The organism is Candidatus Eisenbacteria bacterium (assembly GCA_016867495.1).
Classification (GTDB): Bacteria; Eisenbacteria; RBG-16-71-46; order CAIMUX01; family VGJL01; genus VGJL01.
In genome coordinates, this window is sequence record VGJL01000039.1 from 1 (window position 1) to 17,956 (window position 17,956).

Sequence of the window (17,956 nt, forward strand, 5' to 3'; positions counted from 1 at the left end):
TGGCTCGAACAGCGCAAGCCGGGAGAGACCGTCGATGTCCTGGGCCCCCTCGGCCGGCCCTTCCGCCCGATTCCGGGCCGCGTCCCCGTCCTCGTCGCTGGAGGAAGAGGAATCGCGCCCCTCATCTTTCTTGCCGACCAGGCGGGAGAAGCCCTGCCCGACGGTATCCTCCTCTACGGGGCCCGCGACCGATCCGCCATCTTTCCAGCGGAGGGGTGTCCCTATCCCGTCTATCGGGCGACCCTCGATGGCTCGATCGGACATAGAGGAACCGTCCTCGATCTACTGCGCGATCTTCTCGGCCACGGCGCCGTGAGGCCGGAGGCCTCGGCCCTCTATGCCTGCGGTCCCCTCCCGATGCTCGCGGCCCTCGCGCGGATCGCCCTCGACCACGCAATGCCGGCGCAGGTGAGCGTCGAAACGCTCTTCGGGTGCGGCACCGGGATCTGCGCGGGCTGCGCCATCCCGATCCGCGCTGAGCCGGCGCTCGGAGAGGATCCTTTTGGCCGGTACGCCTTCGCATGCTCGGATGGGCCGGTCTTCGAGGCCTCGCGGATCGACTGGGAAGGGGTGCGCGAATGAGCCTTCCCGATCTCGCGGTCACGGTCGGCTCGCTCGATCTGGCCAATCCCGTTCTCTGCGCATCGGGCACCTTCGGCTACGGAATCGAGCATCCGGAGATCGCGGCGCGGCTCGGTGCCGTGGTGACGAAGACGATCACGCGGGAGCCGCGGGAGGGGAATGCTCCTCCGCGCGTGGCCGAAACGCCGTCGGGGATGCTGAACTCGATCGGGCTGCAGAATGTGGGGGTCGAGAGGTTCGTGCGCGAGAAGCTGCCGCCCCTCCTCGATCTGGGCGTCCCCGCCGTCGTTTCTGTCGGAGGCAGGTCGGCCGACGATTTCGAAGATGTCATCCGCACGCTCGACCGCGCCCGAGGGATCTCGGCCTACGAGCTGAACATCTCCTGTCCGAATGTGAAGGAGGGGGGGCTCGAGTTCTGCGCGAGCCCGGCGGCGGCCGCCGATCTCGTCCGGAGATGCCGCGGCTCGACGGAACGGCCGTTGTGGGCCAAGCTCTCGCCCAGTGTCACCTCGATCGGCGCGCTGGCCCGCGCGTGCGTGGATGCTGGAGCCGATGCGATCACGGCGGTGAACACCTTCGTCGGTCTGGCCCTGGACTTGGAGGAGCGGCGGCCGCGCCTTCGAAACGGCGTGGGGGGACTCTCGGGCCCCGCGATCCGTCCGCTTGCCCTGGCCCGCGTTCGGGAGGTCGTGCGCGCGGTCAGCGTACCGGTGATCGGCGTCGGCGGCATCGTCACCGGCCGGGACGCGCTCGAGTTCCTTCTCGTCGGAGCCCGGGCGGTGCAGGTCGGAACCGGCAGCTTCTTGCGACCGGACCAGCCCGAGCGGGTCATCGACGAGATCGCCGCATTCCTGGCCGCGAGATCGGTCCGGTCGATCGACGAGTGGACCGGCTCGCTCAGAGACTGGGAGGAATCTCGATGAGCGGTCCCACCCTGCCCGCGGAACCGGGCGAGAGATTGATCGTCCCCCTCGACTTCCCCTCGGGGCGCGAGGCGCTCGCCATGGCGCGCCGTCTGGAGCCGGTCCGCTGGGTCAAGGTCGGACTGGAGCTCTTCTGCGCCGAGGGGCCTGGCATCGTCGAGGATCTCGCTTCGATGGGCAAGCAGGTCTTCCTCGACCTCAAGCTCCACGACATACCCAACACTGTGGCGGGCGCCGTCGCCTCGGTGACGCGCCTACCGGTCCGCCTGTTGACCATGCATGCGAGCGCGGGGCCGAAGGCGATGGAGGCGGCCTCCCGAGCGGCCGCCGAGCGCGACGATTTCGGCGTCCTGGCCGTGACGCGCCTGACCAGCGACGCGACGGGGGGGAGCGACTTCGCCGACGTGGCGCGGTTCGCGGAGGGGGCGGCGCAGGCGGGCCTCTTCGGAGTCGTCTGCCCGGCGGCCGCCGCGCCGCTCGTCCGCGAACGGTTCGGGGACCGTCTGGCGCGGGTCGTTCCGGGCATCCGGCCGAGAGGGGTCGAGGCCCATGATCAGGTTCATGTCGCGACTCCGGAGAAAGCGATCGCCGCCGGCGCCCACTGGATCGTCGTCGGCCGCGCGATCACCCGGGCGGACGACCCCGCGGCAGCGGCGCGGGGGATCCTCGCGGCCCTGGCGGGCGGCGCCTGACCATGTTTGACGCTCGCCCAAGAGCGGGATAGCCTAGAAGGCTGCTGGGTTCGGCAACACGATCAGGGAGGGCGGCGATGCAGAAGGCGTGCATGATCGGAGCGGGTTATGTCGGACTGGTGACGGGCGTCTGCCTGGCCGACTTCGGCAACAAGGTGACTTGCGTCGACCTGGATGAGGAGAAGATCGGCGCGCTCCTTGCCGGCCAGATGCCGTTCTACGAGCCCGGCCTGGAGGAGATCGTGCGCCGCAACGTCCGGGAGGGCAGGCTCTCCTTCACGAGCGATCTGCCCCGCGCGATCCGCGACAACCAGGTCGTCTTCATCGCGGTCGGCACGCCCCAGTCGGACTCGGGCCACGCCGATCTCTCCCAGGTCTTCTCGGCGGCGCGGGCAATCGCGAGGAACCTGAACGGCTACAAGTTGATCGTGCAGAAGAGCACCGTGCCGGTCGGCACCGGGGAAGAAGTGCTCCGGATCATCAAGCAGAACCGCCGGGGGAACGTCCCGTTCGACGTTGCCAGCAATCCCGAGTTCCTCCGCGAGGGCTCCGCGGTGGAAGACTTCATGCGGCCCGACCGCGTCGTCATCGGGACCTGGAGCCGGAGGGCCGAGGGTCTCCTCGCGGAGATCTACCGCCCCCTCTATCTCATCGAGACGCCGATGGTCCGCACGAACGTGCAGACCGCCGAACTGATCAAGTACGCATCCAACGCATTCCTGGCGACGAAGATCTCCTTCATCAACGAAATGGCGAACCTCTGCGAGATCGTCGGCGCCGACGTCAAGGTCGTCGCGCGCGGGATGGGTCTGGACAAGAGGATCGGCTCCAAGTTCCTCCACGCCGGACCCGGCTACGGCGGCTCCTGCTTTCCCAAGGACACGCATGCGCTGGCGGCCCTTGCCAGCAGGGCGGGGAGCCCTTGCGAGATCGTCGAGGCGACGATCGACGTGAACAGGAGGCAGCGGGAGAGGATGCTCGAGAAGATCCTCCGCATCGCCGGGAGCGTCAGGGGCAAGGAGATCGGGGTGCTCGGCCTCGCCTTCAAGCCCCAGACCGACGACGTCCGCGAGTCGGTCGCCCTGGATCTGATCCGGGGTCTGCGGCGACGCGGCACCCGGATCCGCACCTTCGACCCGGTCGCGATGTCGCGCGCCGCCCAGGAACTCGGTCGAGGGGTCAAGTTCTGCGGCGACGCCTACGAGGTGGCGAAGGGGGCTCAGGTGCTCGTCATCGCGACCGAGTGGAACGAGTTCCGGATGCTCGATCTTCGCAAGCTGCGCAGGATCATGAAGAGCCCTATCGTCGTCGACTGCCGCAACATCTACGATCCGGAGAAGATGGTCTCGCTCGGCTTCCGGTACGTTGGCGTCGGTCGAGGGACACCCGCCGCGCGGGCCAAGGCGGCCAGGCGGTCCAGGAGGAAGGCATGATAGACGGCGTCGTGGTCAAGCCGCTCAAACCGATTCCCGACGAGCGCGGCTTCCTGATGGAGATCCTGCGTCGCGACGATCCCTTCTTCGAGAAGTTCGGCCAGACCTACCTGACCGTGGTCTACCCCGGCGTCGTCAAGGGATGGCACTACCACGAGCGGCAGGTGGATCACTTCTGCGCGATCAAGGGGATGGCCAAAGTCGTTCTCTATGACCGTAGGGACGGCTCCCCGACGAAGGGCGAGGTGAACGAGTTCTTCATGGGCGAGCAAAACCCGATCCTGCTCCGCATCCCTGCGGGAGTCGTGCACGGGATGAAGGGAGTGGGGGCCGAGGCCGCCTACATCGTGAACACGCCAAGCGAGCCGTACGATCACTCCAATCCCGACGAGCGCAGGATCGATCCGCACGAGAACGCGATCCCCTACTCGTGGGAGAGACGGGACCGGTAGAGGGCGTGCCCGGCGCCGACCTAGACCGCCGCATTCTCCAGCAGACCGGCCGCTATCTGGTGACGGGAGGGGCCGGATTCATCGGATCGAACTTCGTTCGATTCCTCAGGTCGAGGTATCCGGAGGCGAGCGTCACCGTCCTGGACAAGCTCACCTACGCCGGCAACCCGGCGAACCTCGCGTCCTTCGAAGGGGAGCGTGGATACCGCTTCGTCCATGGCGACATCGCGGATGAGCGGACAGTCGACCCCTTGATCGCCGAGGGGTTCGACTTCGTGCTGAACTTCGCCGCGGAGACGCACGTCGATCGCTCGATCGGGGACCCGGGGAACTTCGTCAGGACCGACGTCTACGGGGTCTATGTCCTGCTCGAGGCGGTGCGGAAACGCCCGATCACCTGTTTCGTTCAGATCTCGACCGACGAGGTCTACGGCGAGGTCTTCGGGGATCCTGTGGGAGAGGCGGCTCCGCTGATGCCCCGCAACCCCTATGCGGCCAGCAAGGCCGGGGGGGACCGCCTCGCCTACTCCTACCACGCCACCTATGGACTGCCGGTGGTCGTCACCAGGTGCAGCAACAACTACGGCCCCTATCAGTATCCCGAGAAGCTGATCCCTCTGTTCGTCACCAATGCCCTGGAGAAGAAGCCCCTGCCGGTCTATGGCACGGGCCGCAATGTCCGCGACTGGATCCATGTCGAGGATCACATCCTCGCTCTCGACTCGATCCTGGCCACGCCGGGGTGCGAGGGGGAGGTGTTCAACATCGGCGCCTACAACGAGCGCGATGTCCTGACCATCGCCTCCTCGATCCTCTCCCACCTGGGTGGACCGATGGACCTGGTCAAGCACGTCGTCGACAGGCCGGGACATGACCGCCGTTACGCCGTGGCCTGGGACAAGCTGCGGGAGAGGACGGGGTGGCGGCCGCTGCGCGGGTTCGAGGAAGGGCTTGCGGAGACAGTCCGCTGGTATAGAGAGAACGAGGCGTGGTGGCGTCCTCTCAAGACCGGGGAGTTCCTCGAGTACTACAAGAAGAACTACGTTTTCCTGGACCGGCCGCCGGAGCAACGGCGTTGACTCCGCCGGCGCGCCGCCCGTATCGTCCGCATGGGCCCTAAGAGGGAAGGAGCGGGATTTGGCTAGAGTCCTGGTGACGGGCGGGGCCGGCTTCATCGGATCCCATCTGGTCGATGCCCTGGTCGACGCCGGGGAGACGGTTCGCGTTCTCGACGACCTCTCGACCGGAAGGCGCGAGAATCTCGATCGATCCCTCGCGACCGGGCGAGCAGAGCTCCTCGTGGGATCGGTCGTCGATCCCCTCCTCGCCGAGTCGGCCGCCCGCGGCTGCGACCGCATCTTTCACTTGGCCGCGACCGTCGGTGTGCGGCGCGTGCTGTCCGATCCGGTCGCCGGGCTCAGGAACAACATTCTGGGGACTGATTCCATCATTCGGGCGGCCCGTCGATCGAGGCCGAGGTCGCTGGTGATGTTCTCCTCCTCGGAGGTCTATGGACGGACGAGCGGGGGCGCTCTGGCGGAGGACGCGGCCACGCTCATCGGCCCGACGGTCGTACCGCGCTGGAGCTATGCCGCGGGCAAGGTGGTCGGCGAGTACCTGGCCCTCGGAGAGCAGAGGCGATCGGGGCTTCCGGTGACCATCGTGCGCTGCTTCAACACCTGCGGGCCCCGCCAGGTCGGCTCCTACGGGATGGTGATTCCCTCCCTCCTCAGACAGGCGCTGCTGGGCGAGCCCCTGACGGTCTACGGCGATGGCGCCCAGACGCGCTGCTTCTCCTATGTGGGCGATGTCGTCCGTGGGGTTCTCTCCCTTTCGGGGCTTTCCTCGGCCTGCGGCGAGACCTTCAACATAGGCACGGACCAGGAGATCGCGATCATCGATCTTGCCCGGATGATCAGGGATCTCTGCGCCTCGAGGTCCGAGATTCTCCTCGTTCCCTACGAGAAGGCCTATGGAGACGGTTTCGAGGACGTGCCCCGCCGGGTGCCCGATCTGCGGAAGATCCGCAGGTGGATTGGATACGACCCGGAGGTCGATCTCGAGAAGCTCCTGACGGTGACGCGCGATTGGGTCCAAGAGCGCCTGGCCGTCGACGCCACGGTTGCATAGCTCTCCCCGACTTGAACGCGATCCTGGTCTTCCTTCTCTCGGGCGGAGTGACCGCCTCCTTGGTTCCGATCGCGCGGAGGATCGCCGGTCGGACCGGGTTCGTCGCCGCCCCGACGGAGAGCCGATTCCACGCCCGTCCAACTCCGATGCTCGGAGGGCTTGCGTGTCTCGCCGGTGTGGCGGTCGCGATCGCGGCCGGGGCGGGTCTCTTCGGCATGCGGCCGGAGGCGCGCGATCAAAGCCTCTTCGCGGCGCTCGCGCTCGGGAGTTGCGGATTCCTGGCGATCGGCCTATGGGATGACCGGCGATCGCTCTCGGCCGCGACCAAGGCGGCGCTCCAAGGCGTCCTCCTCCTCGGCGCGGTCGCCGTCTGGAGGCCCACCGCACCGTGGGCGGGTGTCGGAGGGGCGGCCGCGGCGTGGGCGATCATGATGCTCCTCGTGAACGCTTGGAACTACCTGGACCACGCCGATGGCCTCCTGGCGACGCACGGGGCCATCGCCGCCGCCGTTCTCGCCGTCTCCACGGCGGCCGCCGGCGGAGCAGGGTCGGCGGCGCACGCGACGCTCTGGGCCCTTGCGGGGGCCTTCCTTGGATTCCTCGCCTGGAATCGACCCGTCGCGAGCATCTTCCTCGGCGATGCGGGGAGTCTTCCTCTCGCCTTCATCGCCGTCCTCTGCTCGCTTGCGCTTCTCTCCCGCGATCGCGCGGCCGCGATCCCGGCGGCGATCTCGGCGCATGCCCTCGTGCTTGCGGACTTCGTCCTGGTCACTGCTGCGCGGCTTGCGCGAAAGCGGAATCCTTTCATCGGGGGCCGCGAGCACACCGGCCATCGCCTCTTCACCGCGATCGGCCCCTGGCCTGCGCTCGCCGTCCTGGCCCTCTGCGACGCCGCGATTGGCTGCGCCGCTCTCTGGTTTGGCCCACCCGCGCCCGTCGCGACAGCGTTCGCTGTCTCGCTCGTCATCCCGCTCGGCGCTCTGGCCGCGTCCCGCCTGCCGCCCCCGCCGGCCGGGAGCGATCCGCAGGTCCACTGAACCGGGCTGCGCCGCGCGCAGTCCGCCGGGGATCCCCGTCTCCAGCGAAGCGGGCGGGCGATCGTTTGACCGGGGAGCGCGGGCATGTTAGATTGTCGAGCCTAGGAGCCGTCCATCCCGTTCGGAGACGAGGAGATGCTTGATCCAAAGTTCGTTCGCGCGCAGCCCGAGCGGATCCGCAAGGCGATCGCCGACAAGGGGGAGGCCGCCGATCTCGACGCCATCCTGCGGCTCGACGAGGAGCGCAGGGCCCTGCTGGCGCAAGTCGAGGCCCGAAAAGCGGAGCGTAACCGTTCGAGCGAGGAGGTCGCGCGCCTGAAGAAGGCCGGCCAGGATGCGACGGCGATCGTCGAGGCCGCCAAGGGAGTCGGCGAGGAGATCCGCGCGTTGGACGAGAAGATCCGCGTCCTCGATGGAGAGCTCGAGGAGCGCCTCCTGTGGCTTCCCAACCTCCCTCACGAGAGCGTGCCGATCGGATCCGATTCGACCATGAACGTCGAGGTCCGTCGCTGGGGGAACCTGCCCCCGGACGGCTACACGCCGGCGCCTCACTGGCAGATCGGCGCGGAACTCGGGATCCTGGACCTCGAGCGTGCCGCGAGAATCTCGGGCTCGGGATTCTCGCTCTTCATCGGGCAGGGGGCGATGCTCCAGCGGGCGCTCATCCAGTTGATGATCGACCTCCACGTCACGAAGCACGGCTATACCGAGGTCTGGGCCCCCTACCTGGTCCGGCGCGAGTGCATGACCGGCACCGGACAGCTCCCCAAGCTCGAAGCCGACATGTACCACTGCGCGATCGACGATCTGTTCCTCATTCCGACGGCGGAGGTCTCGATCACGAACCTCTACCGCGACGAGGTGATTCCCTCCGAGAGGCTTCCGATCAAGTTGACAGGTCACTCGGCCTGTTTCCGAAGGGAGGCGGGGGCCGCGGGCCGGGACACCCGAGGTCTCGTCCGCGTTCACCAGTTCGACAAGGTCGAGATGGTGAAGCTCGTGCGGCCCGAGACCTCCTATGACGAGCTCGAGTCCCTGGTGAGGGATGCCGAGGATGTGCTGCAGGCCCTCGATCTCCCGTACCGGGTCCTCGCGTTGTGCGCGGGGGATCTCTCCTTCGCGGCGGCCAAGTGCTACGACCTGGAAGTCTATGCGCCGGCCGAGCAGCGCTGGCTCGAGGTCTCCTCGTGCAGCAACTTCGAGGCTTTCCAGGCCAGGCGCATGGGGATCCGCTTCCGCAACGACCAGGGGCGCCTCGAGCACGTCCATACCTTGAACGGATCGGGTGTGGCGCTCCCGCGGGTTGTGGCCGCGATTCTCGAGCTGTTCCAGACGCCGCGCGGGACCGTCCGGATTCCGGAGGCGCTCCGCCCCTATCTCGGGGGGCGGGAAGAGCTGACTCCCGCCGGGCCCTGATCCGGGCCGCGCGGGGTCGACCGAAGGGGGGAATAGAGGCCGATGGCCGTGACCCGCTCCAACCTGCCGGGACTCCTCAGAGCCTATCTGTTCCTGGGCGGGTTCATCCTGATCGGCGCGGCGGCGGTCTACACGGCCCACCTGATCCATCGACTGAACGAGCAATCGCGCGCCCTCTCGGAGCTCTTCGCCGAGTTCTGCGCGATCACGACCTTCCCCGCGATGGAGAGCCCGGAGCTGCGGGAGGTCTTCGAGCGCGTCATCAAGCCGGCCAACTTCCCGATGATCCTGACCGACCGGGAGGGGAGGCCGTTCGTTTGGCGCGGGGTCGACGTCCAGTACGCAGACACGATCGATGTCCGCACGGTGGCCTCGATCGATCCGAAGAATCCCCCCCCGGGCCCGATCCGCGAGCTGATCGAGGATGTTCACCGGTTCGACAGGCGAAACGTCCCTGTTCCGATCCGCAGGCCGGGCGAGAAGATGGTCTTCGGATATGTCCACTACGGGGAGCCGGGGATCGTCCGGCAGCTCCGCTGGATCCCTCTGGTCCAGCTGCTGGCCCTCGTGGCCTTCATCGGACTCGGGTACATAGGCTATCGCTCGATCAAGACGAGCGAGCAGCGGTCGATCTGGATCGGCCTCGCGAAAGAGACGGCCCATCAGCTCGGCACGCCGATCAGCTCAATGCTGGGTTGGGTGGAGGTCCTCAAGGAACGGCACGAGGTGCAATCCGCGCCCGGCGGGGCCGTGGAGATCCCTGCGGCGTTCTTCCGCGAGGTCGTCGACGAGATGGAAAACGACGGGGAACGCCTCCAGAAAGTCGCCATGCGATTCGGCCAGGTGGGGAGCCTTCCCCGCCTCGAGCCCCAGGACCTGGCGCCGATCGTGAGCGAGGCGATCCGCTACTTCAGGAGGAGGCTCCCGAACCTCCGGAAGGACATCGAGATTCGCGAGCGCTACGAGCTCGTCCCCCCCGTCAACGTCAACCGGGAGCTGATCGAGTGGGTCGTCGAGAACGTGCTCAAGAACGCCATCGATGCCACGGACACGAAGCGAGGAGTGATCGAGGTGGAGCTCGCTCGCAGGCGCGAGACCGAGTGCGTCGAGGTCAGGATCACCGACCAGGGGAGGGGGATGACCCCTCGCGAGGTCCGCAATGTCTTCTCCCCCGGCTTCACGACCAAGCAGCGGGGCTGGGGATTGGGCCTCACGCTCGCCAAGCGGATCGTCGAGGACTATCATGGCGGCAAGATCTGGGTAGATCGTAGCCAGCCGGGGAAGGGGACGACGTTCATCATCTCCTTCCCCGTGTAGTTGCCGGCCCCTATATGGAACCGTCGCAGCGAAAGATCCTCTGGGCGGACGACGAGATCGACCTCCTGCGGCCCCATGTCCTCTATCTGGAGGGGAAGGGGTACGCCGTCGCGACCGTCTCGAACGGAGAGGACGCCCTCGCCCTCGCCTCCGACGACGCCTTCGACGTCATCCTCCTCGATGAGCAAATGCCCGGGATGGGAGGGCTGAAGACCCTCGAGGCGCTGCGCGACGTGGCCCCCCAGGTCCCCGTGATCATGATCACGAAGAGCGAAGAAGAGCACCTGATGAACGAGGCGCTCGGCCGCCAGATCGCCGACTACCTCACGAAGCCGGTCAACCCGAGCCAGATCTGGCTGGCGTGCAAGAAGGTCTTCGAGTCGGAGCGCCTCGTGCGCGACCGAAGGACCCGCAACTACGTCACCGAGTTCAACCGCATCCTCCAGCTCCGGCAAGGCGATCTCGGATGGGAGGACTGGCTGGAGCTGGCCAGCCGCATCTCGAGCCTGGATCTCGAGCTCTCCGACACGGACGAGAGCCTCTATCAGTCCCACCAGGACGAGAAGGCGGCCATCAATCGCGAGTTCGCCCGTTTCGTCGAGCTTCACTACTCCCGTTGGACCCGGCTCGCCCCGGATCAACGTCCGCCTCTGTCGATCGATGTCTTTCCGCGCTATGTCCTGCCCCATCTCCGCGAAAAGCGGCAGGTCGTCTTCATCGTGATCGATTGCATGAGGCTCGACCAGTGGCTGGCCCTCGAGCCGCTCCTGGCTCCCTACTTCCAGATCAAGCGCGACCTCTACTTCTCGGTCCTCCCGACGGCCACTCCCTACAGCCGCAACGCGATCTTCAGCGGCCTCTTTCCCCTGCAGATCGCGAGGACATATCCGGAGTGGTGGCTCGAGAACGTCGGGACGGAAACGGGTAAGAACCGCTTTGAGAGGGCTCTGCTCCGCAAGATGATGGAGAGGGAGAAGATCAAGCTCGATCGCCTGCGCTACCTGAAGGTCCACTCCGCCGAGGATGCCGCAGCGCTCAAGGAGAGGATCCTCTCGCAGATGACCGCGGACATGCTCGCCGTCGTGATCAACTTCCTCGATCTGCTCTCGCACGGCCGTTCGGAGAACGAGCTCTTGCTCGAGCTGGCTCCGCACGAGCAGGCCTTCCGGTCGCTCCTGATCTCATGGTTCACGCACTCGAGCCTCTTCGAGATGCTCAAGCTCTATGCCCGGAAGGACGTCGCCGTCATCCTGACGACCGATCACGGCTCCGTCCAGTGCAAGAAGTCCTCGCTCGTCTACGGCAACCGCGAGACGTCGACGAATGTCAGGTACAAGTTCGGCGACAATCTCGTATGCGACGAGAAGGAGGCCCTGCACATCAAGAGGCCCCAGGACTACATGCTCCCGATGGACACGCTGACCAAGAACTACATCCTCGCCAGGGAGAACTACTACTTCGTCTATCCTACGAACTTCCATCAGTACGAGCGGCACTTCAAGGGCAGCTTCCAGCACGGGGGGATCTCGATCGAAGAGATGATTCTCCCCGTCGCGACGATGATTCCCCGAACCATCTGATGCGCCTCCTCACCCTCGACGCGGTCTCGGACTCGGAGAGCCAGACCCTCCGGTTCGGAGAGCGGCTCGGCGCGGCCCTCCGCTCCCGGGCCGTGATCGGGCTCACGGGGCCGCTCGGCGCGGGGAAGACCCGCATCGTCCAGGGGCTGGCGCGGGGGATCGGCTACGCGGGGCGCGTCCGCAGCCCGAGCTTCACCCTGCTGAACGTCTATCGCGGCAAGGCGCCGTTGAGACACCTCGATCTCTATCGGATCGATGCGCTCGATGACGGGACGGCGGGGGAGTGGGAAGAGGCGATGGAGGAGGAGGGCTTCACGGCGATCGAGTGGGCCGACCGAATGCCCGACCTGCTTCCGGCCGAGGCGATCTGGCTGGATCTGCAGCCTGAGAGCTCAGGGCGTCGGCGCATCCGTCTCCGCCTCGCGCTCCCGAGCCCGATGCTCGACGTCTGGAGGGTCGGTTGAGGTCCGGGTTGGGCGGGGGGTCTGCGTGAGCCGCGGCGGGCGCTCCCTCCGGATCCTGGCCTTCGAGGGCTCCGGCGCCGCCGCCGGCGTGGCTCTCCTGGATCAAGCGAGAATCGCCGGGGAGTCTGCCGTCGACACGCGTCGGGCCCGCACGGAGCTGCTTCTCGAGCTTGCGCGCCGGTTGCTCGAAGACACCGGCCTCGCCGTCTCGGATCTCGATCGACTCGCCTACTCCGAGGGGCCCGGATCGTTCACCGGATTGCGGATCGGGCTCGCGGCGGTCCTCGGGCTCTCGATCGGCGCCGGCACACCCGTGGTTCCGGTCCCCAGCCTCGAGGTGATCGCCTATCCGTGGAGGGGCCTGGGCCTGCCGATCCTTCCCCTGACCGGCCACCGGAGGGGACAGGTCTACAACGCCGCGCTGCGCTGGGACGGCCGGCGCTTCGAGACCCTCGCTCCCGGCGCGTCGCTCGCGCTGGAAGCCCTCCTCGAGCGATGCGCGAACCTGCCCTCCGAACGTTTGCTTTTCGTTGGGGATGCGGTAGATTCGCTCGCAGAATCGATCCGGGCCCGTTTCGGGGAGCGAGCCGTCTGCATCGCGTCGGGATCCCCTCGGGCATCCGACCTTGCCTGGCTGGCATGCGACCCGGATAGGCTCGAGTGGAGGGGACACGATCTTGAGGGGCGGAGCCCCCGGTACCTGCGCGGCGCGGATGCGAGAAGACCACCACCCAGAGCCCACTCCTGAGACGAGCCGGTCGGGGCTCTCTCCGGGTGCCCCGGACCTCGCCGATCCGATCATGCGGTCCATGGCCCGAGAGGACCTGGCCGAGATCGCCGCACTCGAGCGGATCTGCTTCCAGGATCCATGGTCCATGGCGAGCTTCGACGCGGAACTGAAGGCAGATCCTACGAGCTGGTGCACGAGCCTGCTCCTGGGCGGGAAGGTCGTCGGGTACATGGTGGTCTGGTTCGTTGAGGACGAGGCCCACCTCGCCAATCTCGCGGTCGCGCCATGGGTCCGCAGAAGGGGGTACGCGCAGAGGATGCTCGATCGGCTCTACCGCGAGGCCTTTCTGAGAGGCAGCCGGATCATCGTGCTCGAGGTGAGGGGCAGCAATCAGGCCGCGATGGCGCTCTACGGGCGCAACCGCTTCCTTCCGGGCGGCGTCCGCAAGGACTACTACAAGCGCCCCCGAGAAGACGCGGTTGTCATGATCCGTTCGCTCGGCATCGAGGGGACGAACCCATGAGCTGGCTGTCCGGAAAGAAGGAGGGGTCCAAGGCTCAGGAGAAGCGCGACATCCCCGACGGCATCTGGGTCAAGTGCGGCGGGTGCGGAGGGATTCTCTACCGCAAGGAAGTGGAGCGCAACGCTTGGACCTGCGTCATCTGCCAGCATCACTTCCGGATCTCCGCGGACGAGTACCTGGCCCTGTTGGTCGACCCGGGGTCGTTCGAGGAGCAGTTCAGCTCGGTCCGGGCGCTCGATCCACTCGAGTTCGTCGATTCCAAGCCCTACCCTGAGCGGATCCGGGAGGCGAGCGCGAAGAGCCGGCACGGGGAGGCGGTTCTCACGGGGCGCGCGCGGATCGACTCGATCCCGATCGCGATCGGCGTCATGGACTTCTCCTTCCTGGGCGGGAGCATGGGCTCGGCCGTCGGGGAGCGGATCGCGAGGTTGATCGACCTGGCGATCCAGGAAGGGGCTTCCCTGATCATCGTCTCGGCCTCGGGCGGTGCGCGCATGCAGGAGGGCGTCCTCTCGCTCATGCAGCTCGCGAAGGTCCAGGTGCAACTCGCCCGGCTGGCGGAGAAGGGTCTCTTCTATCTCTCCATCGTCTGCGACCCCACGACCGGAGGAGTGACGGCAAGCTTCGCGAGCGTCGGCGACGTCATCCTCGCAGAGCCCAACGCCCTCATAGGCTTCGCCGGTCCCAGGGTCATCGAGCAGACGATCAAGCAGGAGCTTCCCAAGGGATTCCAGCGCTCCGAGTTCCTCCTCGATCATGGAATGGTCGATTGCATCGTTCCCAGACGGGAGATGCGCGAGACGGTCGCGCGCATTCTGCGGCACTTCTGGGACAGCCGCCCGGATCGTCTGAATCCGCCGTGACCTACGCCGAGGCCTCCGCTTTCCTCTACTCTCTCGAGCGACGCGGCGTCCGCCTCGGGCTCGACCGGATCGTCGGCGCCCTGCGCGAGCACGGAGATCCCCAGGAGGAGTTCCCGTCGGTCCTTGTGGCCGGCACTAATGGGAAGGGCTCCGTCTGCGCCTTCGTCGCATCGATGCTGCAGACGGCTGGTCTGCGGACGGGCCTCTACACCTCTCCCCATCTGATCGACTTCAGGGAACGGATCCGGATCGATGGGAGGATGATCCCCCCGGAAACGGTCGCCGCCCTCACGGATGCGATCGGTGGTTCCGTCGCGAGATGGGAGCTCTCCTTCTTCGAGGCGACGACGCTGATCGCCTTTCTCTGGTTTCGCGAGAGGGGCGTCGACGCGGCCGCAGTCGAGGTCGGCCTGGGCGGACGGCTCGACGCGACCCGTCCCGTCCGCGCGGCCGGGACGGTGATCACGACAATCTCCCTCGATCACACGAAGATCCTCGGCGGGACGCGCAGCGAGATCGCCGCCGAGAAAGGGGCGATCCTCCGCGAGGGAGTCCCCGCGGCGCTCGGCGTCTCCAGCGCGGAGGCGATGGCGGTTCTGAGGCGCCGCGCCGTTGAGGTCGGCGCCCCCGTGAGCGAGAGAAGGCGCGCGCTGCGCGTGCGCGAGATCGTTGCGGCCGGCGAAGGGACCCGCTTCCTGCTGAGTCCCCGGGGCGGCTGGCCGTTGCCGGAGGCGGAGCTCTCCGCAACGATCTTCCTTGAGGGGCGCCATCAAGTCGCCAACGCGTCCCTTGCCGTCCTGGCGGCCCTGCTGCTTCCTCCGCGGCTGCGGCCCGACGCGCGGGCGATCCAGGACGGCCTCTCGAGAGCGCGCTGGCCGGGCCGGCTGCAGCGCCTGGGAAGCCGCCCGCCGATCTACTGCGATGTGGCGCACAACGCGGAGGGCGCAAGATCGCTCGCGCGGGGTATCGCGCAGAGGGGGCTCAAGGACCTGACCCTCGTGATCGGCATGGTGGAAGGAAAGGACGCTCGCTCTGTCTTGGCGAGCCTGGCGCCCCACGCGCGGGAGGCCCACTTCTGCACGCCTCGAACCGATCGCGCCCTGCGCGGAGAGGATCTGGCGCTCGCTGGCGCCGAGTCCGGTCTCAACGGGACGACGCACGAGACGCCATCGGATGCGATCGATGCGGCGCTCCGCTCGGCGGGGGAGAGGGGCGGGAGCGGAGGAGTTCTGGTCACGGGATCGTTCTACACGGTGGGCGAGGCGATGGCCCATCTGGGGTACACCCCCCCCGACCCCCTCTGGGCCGATGACCGCGGGGGGGCGTGAGGCGGCCGTGGCCCTCGCGACGGGACAGGCCGGGCGCGTAGTCGCCGCGCTCATTCTCCTTGCCGGGGGAGTGGGTTCGGCCCTGGCGATAGAGCCAGCGCCGGTCGCTGCCCCCGCCGCCGACTCAGCCGCCGCCGCGCCCTCTTCCGCCGCGCCCTCCTCCGATCTTCCCTCCTCCTCCGCGGCCTCTCTCTCCACGACGGGCGAACCCTGGACGATCACGGGCGACCACCTCCAGGGCGGTCGGACCGGTGTCTCGCGCCTTCTCGCCCCTCGAGCCGAGCAGAGGGGGATCTCCGTGACCGGGGCGGAGGGTATCTGGCATCGGACCGACGAGATCCTCAATCTGAGCGGAGGCGTCGTTCTGAAGGACTCGGTCCGGACGATCACGAGCCGACTCGCGACCTACGATCGCAGGAGATCGCTCGTGATCCTGACCGGCGAGGTCAGGGGATCGGGACCGGAGGGGAAGATCGCCGCCCGCGAGCTTCACTACTGGAGGGAAGCGGGAAGGCTCGAGCTTAGGGACAGCGTCCGCCTCGAGGACGACGCTCGGATTCTCGAGGCGAGTCGCGTGGTCTATGACACTAGAGCGGACAGAGGCCGCGCGACCGGCGATGTCGTGCTCCTCGATCTGACCGACAGCACGCGGATCACAGGACAGCAGTGCGACCTGGATCGAGTCGCGGACCGCGCCGTCGTGACCGGCTCCCCCGTCCTGACGAGACCCGACGCATGGGGGGAGGAGCAGCTCCGCGCTTCCGCCGACACGCTCGAGATGCGGTCGGGCGAGTCGATCGGAAGCGCCCGAGGGAATGTCAGGATTCTGCGCGGTGCGGTCGAGGCGTCGGGCGGAAGCGCCGACCTCGACTTCAATCGCGACCTCCTGCGCTTGAGGGACGGGCCCGTGGTCGTCGACCCCGACGGCGAGGTCACGGGAGACTCGATGGCGATCCTCCTCGCCCGGGGGAGGGCGGAGCGATTGGAGGTGCTCGGCCGGGCCCGGGTCCACTACAGCCCACGGGCGAAACCGGGGGAGCACAATCTCGTGCTCGGGGACACGTTGATCGGCCGGCTCGATTCGCTCGGAGTCAGGGAGATCCGGATCTGGGGGAACGGGCGGAGCCTCTATCTCCCGTCGCCTGAGGACCGGAGACAGAAGGTCGGCGCGAACGTCTCGCGGGGTGGCAGCATTCGCATCAGCGTCGAGTCGGGCGAGGCGCGGCGGGTCGACCTCTGGGGGAACGCCTCGGGGGAGTACGTCCCGCCGCGCGCGAAGCCGGACACGACCTCGGCGAGGCTTTCCGACTCGCTCTTCGCGGAGGCCGCCATCCTGAGCTTTCTCGCCTCCTCCGACCGGACCGCTCCGGACTCCCTGGAGCTCGACGGCCCCTTCGACGCGGGCGAGCGCGTCATCTACCAGGGGGACTCGATCGCCTTCCATGTCCCCGAGAAGCGAATCGAGATGCGCGGGCATGGGATCGTGCGCTACAAGGATCTGGAGCTCTCGTCCGCCGAGATCGACTACAGCGCCAAGCGGGACCGGGTCGTGGCGCTCGGCGAACCTACGCTCAAAGACCCGACAAGCGCCCTTGTCGGCAGCCGCATGGTCTACCGGCTCGACCGCAAGCACGGCTTCGTCTATCAGGGCAAGACCGAGTTCGAGGGAGGGTTCTACTACGGAGAGGAGATCAAGCGGGTCGATGAGAAGATCCTGCTGGTCCGGTCGGGCGACTACACGACCTGCGATGCCGACACATCCCATTACCACTTCCACTCCCGCCGGATGAAGATCCGGATCGCCGACAAGGTCGTCGCCCGCCCCATTGTCCTCTACTTGAAGGACATTCCGCTGCTGGCGCTCCCCTACTGGGTCTTCCCGATTCGCAAGGGACGGCACTCGGGAATGCTGATGCCCGACGTGGAGTTCGGGTTCGATCGGACACGCGGACGGTTCGTGCGCAACCTCGGATACTACTTCGCGCCCAACGACTACATCGACGCGATGGCCTGGGGCGACTACTACGAGCAGAGTCCGCGATTCATCATGAACGGGCAGGTCCGCTACAAGCTCCGCTACAGGCTCGGGGGGAGTCTCTTCACTTCCTACAGCAAGCAGGAGACCTACGCGGGCAGCCGGGCCCGCTGGGACCTGAGGGCCAATCATGACCAGGAACTGGGGGAGAGGCTCTCCTTGAGGCTCCATGCCGACTTCGTCAGCGACGCCAGCTACCGGGATGACCGGGAGTTCGGCGGATCTGTGGATGAGAGGCTCAATCGGATCCTGAAGTCGAATGTCGATCTTCGCAAGAGCTGGTCGTCCACGAGCCTGTCGGTGACGGCGGACCGCACCGAGAACCTCGATCGCGCGACCTCGACGATGCAGCTCCAGCAGAGCATTCCGAGCGTCGACTTCTCGGTGAACTCCTTTGCGATCGGGCGCAAGGCGGACGAAAGGGGCAAAGGGGGGCGGCTTCCCTCGTTGG

At 67.2% G+C, this 17,956-nt stretch carries 17 protein-coding genes; all 17 read left to right on the forward strand.

Translation table 11 applies throughout. The annotated features are described in order from the left end of the window. The coding region (locus tag FJY88_06000) for a dihydroorotate dehydrogenase electron transfer subunit (GenBank protein MBM3286887.1) at window positions 1-582 on the forward strand (582 nt) is incomplete at its 5' end. Then, window positions 579-1,505 carry a dihydroorotate dehydrogenase gene (locus FJY88_06005; GenBank protein MBM3286888.1) on the forward strand — a complete coding sequence of 309 codons (927 nt, stop codon included), beginning with the start codon at window positions 579-581 and terminating at the stop codon, window positions 1,503-1,505. The genes FJY88_06000 and FJY88_06005, both read left to right, overlap by 4 nt. Continuing rightward, window positions 1,502-2,197 (forward strand): orotidine-5'-phosphate decarboxylase, encoded by a 696-nt coding sequence (gene pyrF / locus FJY88_06010; GenBank protein ID MBM3286889.1) that lies wholly within the window; start codon window positions 1,502-1,504, stop codon window positions 2,195-2,197. The genes FJY88_06005 and pyrF overlap by 4 nt, the downstream gene beginning before the upstream one ends. A 77-nt stretch (window positions 2,198-2,274) precedes the next feature. Continuing rightward, a complete protein-coding gene (locus tag FJY88_06015; protein MBM3286890.1) occupies window positions 2,275-3,630 on the forward strand; it encodes a UDP-glucose/GDP-mannose dehydrogenase family protein in 1,356 nt (451 codons plus the stop codon). Then, the gene (locus FJY88_06020) at window positions 3,627-4,082 is read left to right on the forward strand and encodes a dTDP-4-dehydrorhamnose 3,5-epimerase (protein MBM3286891.1); all 456 of its coding nucleotides are present in this window, start codon (window positions 3,627-3,629) and stop codon (window positions 4,080-4,082) included. Before FJY88_06015 ends, FJY88_06020 begins: the two co-directional genes overlap by 4 nt. A gap of 32 nt (window positions 4,083-4,114) precedes the next feature. Beyond that, entirely contained in the window at window positions 4,115-5,161 is a 1,047-nt protein-coding gene (gene rfbB, locus FJY88_06025) for a dTDP-glucose 4,6-dehydratase (protein MBM3286892.1), read from the forward strand. Continuing rightward, window positions 5,034-6,212 (forward strand): NAD-dependent epimerase/dehydratase family protein, encoded by a 1,179-nt coding sequence (locus FJY88_06030; GenBank protein ID MBM3286893.1) that lies wholly within the window; start codon window positions 5,034-5,036, stop codon window positions 6,210-6,212. Before rfbB ends, FJY88_06030 begins: the two co-directional genes overlap by 128 nt. An 11-nt stretch (window positions 6,213-6,223) precedes the next feature. After that, complete coding sequence (locus FJY88_06035) at window positions 6,224-7,249, forward strand: undecaprenyl/decaprenyl-phosphate alpha-N-acetylglucosaminyl 1-phosphate transferase (GenBank protein ID MBM3286894.1); 1,026 nt, start codon at window positions 6,224-6,226, stop codon at window positions 7,247-7,249. Between the two features lie 135 nt (window positions 7,250-7,384). Beyond that, a complete protein-coding gene (gene serS / locus FJY88_06040) occupies window positions 7,385-8,665 on the forward strand; it encodes a serine--tRNA ligase (protein ID MBM3286895.1) in 1,281 nt (426 codons plus the stop codon). Window positions 8,666-8,713: 48 nt separating this feature from the next. Beyond that, window positions 8,714-9,982 (forward strand): HAMP domain-containing histidine kinase, encoded by a 1,269-nt coding sequence (locus tag FJY88_06045; GenBank protein MBM3286896.1) that lies wholly within the window; start codon window positions 8,714-8,716, stop codon window positions 9,980-9,982. 14 nt (window positions 9,983-9,996) lie between these two features. Next, window positions 9,997-11,562, forward strand: a complete 1,566-nt coding sequence (locus FJY88_06050) for a bifunctional response regulator/alkaline phosphatase family protein (GenBank protein ID MBM3286897.1) — start codon at window positions 9,997-9,999, stop codon at window positions 11,560-11,562. Then, complete coding sequence (tsaE, locus tag FJY88_06055) at window positions 11,562-12,026, forward strand: tRNA (adenosine(37)-N6)-threonylcarbamoyltransferase complex ATPase subunit type 1 TsaE (GenBank protein ID MBM3286898.1); 465 nt, start codon at window positions 11,562-11,564, stop codon at window positions 12,024-12,026. Before FJY88_06050 ends, tsaE begins: the two co-directional genes overlap by 1 nt. Then, window positions 11,827-12,774, forward strand: coding sequence for a tRNA (adenosine(37)-N6)-threonylcarbamoyltransferase complex dimerization subunit type 1 TsaB (tsaB, locus tag FJY88_06060; GenBank protein MBM3286899.1), 948 nt, complete (start codon window positions 11,827-11,829; stop codon window positions 12,772-12,774). The genes tsaE and tsaB overlap by 200 nt, the downstream gene beginning before the upstream one ends. Further along, complete coding sequence (gene rimI, locus FJY88_06065; GenBank protein ID MBM3286900.1) at window positions 12,740-13,279, forward strand: ribosomal-protein-alanine N-acetyltransferase; 540 nt, start codon at window positions 12,740-12,742, stop codon at window positions 13,277-13,279. The genes tsaB and rimI overlap by 35 nt, the downstream gene beginning before the upstream one ends. Beyond that, window positions 13,276-14,142, forward strand: coding sequence for an acetyl-CoA carboxylase carboxyltransferase subunit beta (locus FJY88_06070; protein MBM3286901.1), 867 nt, complete (start codon window positions 13,276-13,278; stop codon window positions 14,140-14,142). The genes rimI and FJY88_06070 overlap by 4 nt, the downstream gene beginning before the upstream one ends. Then, window positions 14,007-15,470, forward strand: coding sequence for a bifunctional folylpolyglutamate synthase/dihydrofolate synthase (locus tag FJY88_06075; protein ID MBM3286902.1), 1,464 nt, complete (start codon window positions 14,007-14,009; stop codon window positions 15,468-15,470). The genes FJY88_06070 and FJY88_06075 overlap by 136 nt, the downstream gene beginning before the upstream one ends. A gap of 7 nt (window positions 15,471-15,477) precedes the next feature. Beyond that, the coding region (gene lptD / locus FJY88_06080; GenBank protein ID MBM3286903.1) for an LPS assembly protein LptD at window positions 15,478-17,956 on the forward strand (2,479 nt) is incomplete at its 3' end.